The following is a 6,011-nucleotide window of genomic DNA, read 5'->3' on the forward strand; positions in this document are numbered from 1 at the left end:
TTATCGAGCACCCCAGTCAACGGCCTCGCGCCAGCACTCAACGAGGCGCTCCAGGCGCCAGGCCGCGTTAGCGGGACTTGTTGACGGCAATATGACAGCGGGCAGGCCCGTCCGCTCCTGTAGATAGCGCTTGTAGAGGCGCCCCGCCGTGCCACCGTTGCATATTACCTGCTCAATGGACACGTTGCTGGTGATGAGCTCGATGTGTGCCGGCACGACGTTACGAATACTAGCGTCACTCGAGCCCTTGATATCGCAGCTCTCGATCACATCCCACAGGGCTACGCCGCCGTCGAGGAGCATGAATCGCTTGGCGGCAATCGAGGCGTCGAGTGTCGCCGGCGTACCGTCCGCCAAAGGATCGCCCTCATTGGGTGGCACAGGCGCACCGAGGCATGCCGCTATCACGCGCCAAAAGCGGTTCTGAGGGTTGCCATAGTAAAAGGCGTTGGCGCGCGAAAGCACCGAGGGGAACGACCCGAGCACCAAAACGCGCGAGTGCCGGTCGAACACGGGCTCAAACCCATGCTCAATATGTTGATAGCCCTCGTCAGACGCAGGCATGGGCTAGACCCTCAGCAGATAACGCACCTCATAGGGCGCAAGCTCAAGCGTGCCCGCCAGCTCGACCGTGGGCGCGTCGTCGGCAAGCAGGTCGACAAAGGACCCGTTGAGCTCGCCGGCTGTAAAGGAATAGGTCTCGTCCACGGCATTCACCGCCACGAGCACCGTGGCGTCGTCGCAGGCACGCTCGAACAGCAGCTGCTTGTTTTGAATCACCACGTTACGGTACGCGCCGTAGTTGAGAGCGCGTGCCGCCGCATCGTTTGTCGAGCGCAGGTGTGCAAGCTGCGCAATAAAGCCTGTCAGTTCGTTAGGCGCGGGCTCGTCGAGTGCGGGTCGCAGCGCCCAGTCGCCATCGGGTCCGCCCTTTTCGCCGGCAATCCCCCACTCGCTGCCATAGTAGACGCACGGAATGCCCGGCATACCAAGCAGCATGGCATAGGCGGGACGCAGACAGCGCTTGTCGGTGAGAATGCTCGCCAGGCGCGGTACGTCGTGGTTGTCGACAAAGCTCAGCAGGTGTTTACCGCGGTAGATGCACCACGGGTCGCCGCCAAACTGGCGATGCAGCGAATGGGCGATCTCGAACATATTGACTGAGTTAAAGCTGGAATACAGGCCCTTGTAGCACTCGTAGTTGGTGCAGGAGTCGAGTATCTCGTCGTTGACGATCTGGTTGTAGTCGCCGTGGAGCGTCTCGCCGATCAGTACAAAGTCGGGCTTGAGCTCGCGGGTAAAGGAGTGCAGGCGACGCATAAAGTCGCGGTCGAGCATGTAGGCGACGTCCAGGCGCAGGCCGTCGATGCCAAAGTCATCGGCCCAACGGCGCACAGACTCGAGCAGGTAATCGACTACGGCAGGATTTTGCAGGTTGAGCTTCACGAGCTCAAAATGGCCCTCCCAGCCCTCGTACCAAAAGCCGTCGCCATAGCAGGATTCGCCGTCAAAGCTAATGTGGAACCAGTCCTTGTAGGGCGAATCCCACTTGCGCTCCTGCACATCGCGGAAGGCCCAAAAGCCACGGCCCACATGGTTGAAGACCGCATCGAGCACCACGCGGATGCCATGGGCGTGCAGTGTCTCGCATACGGCGGCAAAATCGGCATCTCCACCCAGGCGGCGGTCGATATGGCGCAGGCTGCGCGTATCGTAGCCATGGCTATCGGACTCAAGCGGAGGGTTGATCAACACGGCACCGATACCGAACTCCTGCAGGTAATCGGCCCATTGGGCGATTTTCATGATGGGGGCATCGGGATTGGGCGCGGTACCGGCAGCTTGGAAGAGCTCATCCTCGGCAACAGGCGCGGCGTTTTCGCGCGGAGCCCCGCAAAAGCCCAGCGGATAGATCTGATAGAACGTCGTCTCGTATGCCCACATAACAGCCTCCCGGTAAGCTCAACACAACGACATCCATTGTATGCCCAGCAGGGTAGCTAATTTGGGACGGGGCTTTTTTAGCTACCCAATCCAGTCCGCATTCCGCCGCAACTGATGAGGGGGTGTGGTTAGGCGACAGGCTTTGCGCGGCGTATGGCCGGGAACAGCACGGTGATGGCGAGGATGACGCCCACGACGGCAATCGTGCCGCCCGCGTAGCCGATCCAGGCGATACCGGGGCCCGACACCACGGCTCCGCCGATCGCGGTGCCCGTGCCGATACCAAGGTTAAACAGGCCCGAGAAGATCGACATGGCGACGGCCGACGAGTCCGCCGGCGTGTACTTGATGAGCTCGGCCTGAAACGCCACGTTAAAGGTCGTGGCGCAGCAGCCCCATAGTGCGCAGACGGCAAGCACCAACACGAGTGCCGAGGCTGCGGGGGCCATAAGCAGCAGAGCCACCGGCACGCCGGAGAGCGTGATAGCCAAGAACGGGAAGCGATGCCCATCGAACAGGCGGCCAAACAGCCAGCTTCCGAGCAGACCAGAACAGCCAAACGCCGTCAGCGTCATGGTGATGGCGCCCGCATCGACGTGTGCGACCTGCGCCAGGAAGGGCTCGATATAGCTGTAGCTTGCGTAATAGCCGGTCGCCATAAAGACCGTGACCGCGTAGAGCGCGATCAGGAACGGGTTCTTGAGCAGCACGGGCAACTGTCTGACGGTAAAGCGCTCACCCGCCGGCATGGCCGGAAACACCGCGGCCTGGTACACCACCGCGGCGGCAGAGAAGGCCCCGACCGCGGCGAACGTCATGCGCCAGCCCACGGCAAGGCCGATAGCGCGGCCGATCGGCAGGCCAAAGATCTGCGCGATGGACGATCCCGTGGCGATCATGCTGATAGCGAGCGCTCCGTGGCGGGCGTCAACCAGGCGCGAGGCCATAATCGAGGCGACCGACCAGAACACGGCATGTGCGCAAGCGACCACCAGGCGCGCACAGACCAGGATGGGATATGTCGGTGCCACAGCAGACAGGAACTGACCCAGAGAAAACACGGCGAGCACGCCGAGCAGCATCCACTTGAACTCAAAGCGCGAGGCAAACACCATGAGTGGCAGCGACAGCAGCATGACGCCCCAGGCATAGACCGAAATCATGATGCCGGCTTGGGCCTCGGTGAGCGAGAACGACGCGGCGATATCAGTCAGAAGGCCGATGGGCATAAACTCCGACGTGTTGAACATGAACGCGCAACAGGCGAGCCCGATAAGCGGGAGCCACTGCTTGAGCGAGATGCCATCTTGCTTTGTTTGAGCCATATAGGAAAACCTCTCCGATTATCTTGAGCGGTGGGCGATTATATAGCAACGGCCCCGCATCCGTCAGTACAGATGCAGGGCCGAAAACAATTCGATACACAGAGGTTGCGCCGTCAATACATAACTAAGCCAACCCCAGCAATATGCCCGCCGAATGCACGACAAATGCCACGATCCAGGCGACTATCACTTGAAACGCGAACACGGCCACGGCATAGCGCGCGCCCAACTCGCTCTTGACGGCGCCGATTGCCGCCACACAAGGCGGGTACAGCAGTGTAAAGACCAGGAACACGTAGGCGGTAAACGGCGAGAACATGGTCGACAGTGCCGCGGGCGAGGTTGTACCCAAAAGCACCGTGAGGGTCGAGATAACGCTCTCCTTGGCGATAAGTCCAGTAACGAGCGCCGTGGATGCACGCCAGTCGCCAAACCCAAGCGGCGTCAGCGCCGGTGCGATAATGCTACCCAGACCGGCAAGTAGGCTCTGCGACTGATCGGCGACCACATTAAAGCGAATGTCGAACGTCTGAAGGAACCAGATGACCACGGTAGCGGCAAAGATAATGGTAAAGGCCTTGGTAATAAAGTCCTTGGCCTTATCCCATGCCAGCATCACCGTCGTCTTGACGCTCGGCAGACGGTAATTGGGAAGCTCCATGATAAACGGCACCGGCTCGCCCTTAAATGCCGTGCGGTTAAGCACCAAAGCCGCGACGCAGCCGACCACAATGCCGATCAGATAGAGCGAGACCATAGCGGGAACCGTCGCCTGCGGGAAAAACGCCCCGCACAGCAGGCCGTAGACCGGCAACTTGGCCGAGCAGCTCATGAACGGCGTGAGCATGACGGTCATCTTGCGGTCGTGCTCGGACGGCAACGTGCGGGTCGACATGATAGCCGGCACGGTGCAGCCAAAACCGACGAGCATGGGCACGAAGCTGCGACCCGACAGGCCAAAGCGGCGCAGCACCTTATCCATGACAAAGGCCACGCGCGCCATGTAGCCCGAGTCCTCCAAAATGGAGAGGAACAAGAAGAGCACGACGATAATCGGCAGGAAGGTGAGCACGCTGCCCACGCCTGTGAGCACGCCGTCGACAGCCAGCGAGCGCACCACGTCGTTGGTGCCGAACGCTTTGAGGCCCGCATCGGCCGAAGCGATGATGGCAGCGATGCCGTCCTCCAAGAGTCCCTGCAGCGCTGCGCCGATCACGCCAAACGTCAGCCAAAAGACGAGGCCCATGATCACCAGGAACGCCGGAATGGCCGTGTAGCGACCCGTCAGGATGCGGTCGATCTTGACGGAACGCACGTGCTCGCGGCTCTCGTGCGGCTTGACGACGCAGCGCCCGCACACGTCGCCGATAAAGCTAAAGCGCATATCGGCCAGCGCGGACAGGCGGTCGGTGCCGGCCTCGCCCTCCATCTGGGAAATAATGTGCTCGATGGCGTCGAGCTCGTTGCGGTCCAGGTGAAGCGCCTCCGTCACCAACTCGTCGCCCTCAACCAGCTTGGTCGCCGCAAAACGCACCGGAATGTGCGCCGTCGCGGCATGGTCCTCGATAAGGTTGGCAATGCCGTGGATGCAGCGATGCAGCGCACCGCCGTCCGAGCCATCGGGCGCACAGAAGTCCAGGCGACCGGGGCGCTCACGGAACCGCGCCACGTGCAAGGCATGATCCACCAACTCGCCGATGCCCTCGTTGCGGGCAGCGCTAATGGGGACAACAGGCACGCCCAACAGGCTCTCGAGCAGGTTGACGTCCACGGCGCCGCCGTTGGCCGTCACCTCGTCCATCATGTTGAGCGCGATGACCATGGGGCGATCGAGCTCCATAAGCTGCAGCGTTAGATACAGGTTGCGTTCAATATTAGTAGCGTCGATGATGTCGATGATGGCGTCGGGATGCTCGTCCAGGATAAACTGGCGGCTCACAATCTCTTCGCCCGTGTACGGCGACAGGGAGTAAATGCCGGGCAGGTCGGTAACGCTCGCCTCGGGATGGTTGCGGATGGTACCGTCTTTGCGGTCGACCGTCACGCCGGGAAAGTTACCGACGTGCTGGTTGGAGCCCGTCAGTTGGTTGAACAGCGTGGTCTTGCCGCAGTTTTGGTTGCCGGCGAGGGCAAAGTGCAGCGGCGCGCCCTCGGGCACGGCCGTCTTTGCCGCGCGGGGCGAATACGTCCCCTCGCCGAGGGCCGGGTGCTCCGTTGTGCCAATAGCGGCGTTCACGCGCGGACCCGTATCGGTGTCGTGGATGCCCACGAGCTCAATGCGAGCGGCATCGTCCTTGCGCAGCGTCAGCTCGTAGCCACGCAGACGAATCTCGAGCGGGTCGCCCATAGGGGCGTACTTCATCATGGTGACTTCGGTGCCCGGCGTTAGACCCATGTCCAAAATATGCTGTCGGAGTGCCTGATCGTCCGATGCCACCGATGCGACAACGGCGTCCTTTCCAATCTCGAGTGTATCGAGCTTCACGTCCGTGTTCCTCCCCCGGCGCCCACAGGGCGTTGTTTTTATGTTCACCGTCGCTAACCGTTTGCCATGGCTAACCATTTTTAACCATGCATGATAGCGCGAACATGCAACGATGTTCAATCGACAGATCGGTGCAAGGACCGTCCCCAAGTGCCGGCACAAAAGGAACGTCCCCGAGTGCCAAGTGCCGCAAGAGTGTCCCTTTCGACTAGTCGCTTAAGAACGTCCATTACAGTCGAAATTGTCAGCCCGGGCCC

Annotated in this window: 4 protein-coding genes; all 4 read right to left on the minus strand. The window is 61.1% G+C overall.

The window, feature by feature from the left end:
* Positions 1-564 carry a uracil-DNA glycosylase family protein gene (locus DXD94_RS03440; RefSeq protein ID WP_117734317.1) on the minus strand — a complete coding sequence of 188 codons (564 nt, stop codon included), beginning with the start codon at positions 562-564 and terminating at the stop codon, positions 1-3.
* Positions 565-567: 3 nt separating this feature from the next.
* Entirely contained in the window at positions 568-1,944 is a 1,377-nt protein-coding gene (locus DXD94_RS03445) for an alpha-amylase family glycosyl hydrolase (RefSeq protein WP_117763225.1), read from the minus strand.
* A gap of 128 nt (positions 1,945-2,072) precedes the next feature.
* Positions 2,073-3,269 carry an MFS transporter gene (locus DXD94_RS03450; RefSeq protein ID WP_117763226.1) on the minus strand — a complete coding sequence of 399 codons (1,197 nt, stop codon included), beginning with the start codon at positions 3,267-3,269 and terminating at the stop codon, positions 2,073-2,075.
* Positions 3,270-3,393: 124 nt separating this feature from the next.
* Entirely contained in the window at positions 3,394-5,754 is a 2,361-nt protein-coding gene (feoB, locus tag DXD94_RS03455; protein WP_117763227.1) for a ferrous iron transport protein B, read from the minus strand.
* Positions 5,755-6,011 lie beyond the last annotated feature (257 nt).

Origin of the sequence: Collinsella sp. TM10-22, from assembly GCF_003466125.1 — a bacterium.
In the GTDB taxonomy this organism is placed as follows: Bacteria; Actinomycetota; Coriobacteriia; order Coriobacteriales; family Coriobacteriaceae; genus Collinsella.

Bases quoted from the DNA above. Each gene is read 5' to 3' on its own strand.
- DXD94_RS03440 (WP_117734317.1), bottom strand. From the start codon at position 564: ATGCCTGCGTCTGACGAGGGCTATCAACATATTGAGCATGGGTTTGAG.
- DXD94_RS03445 (WP_117763225.1), bottom strand. From the start codon at position 1,944: ATGTGGGCATACGAGACGACGTTCTATCAGATCTATCCGCTGGGCTTT.
- DXD94_RS03450 (WP_117763226.1), bottom strand. From the start codon at position 3,269: ATGGCTCAAACAAAGCAAGATGGCATCTCGCTCAAGCAGTGGCTCCCG.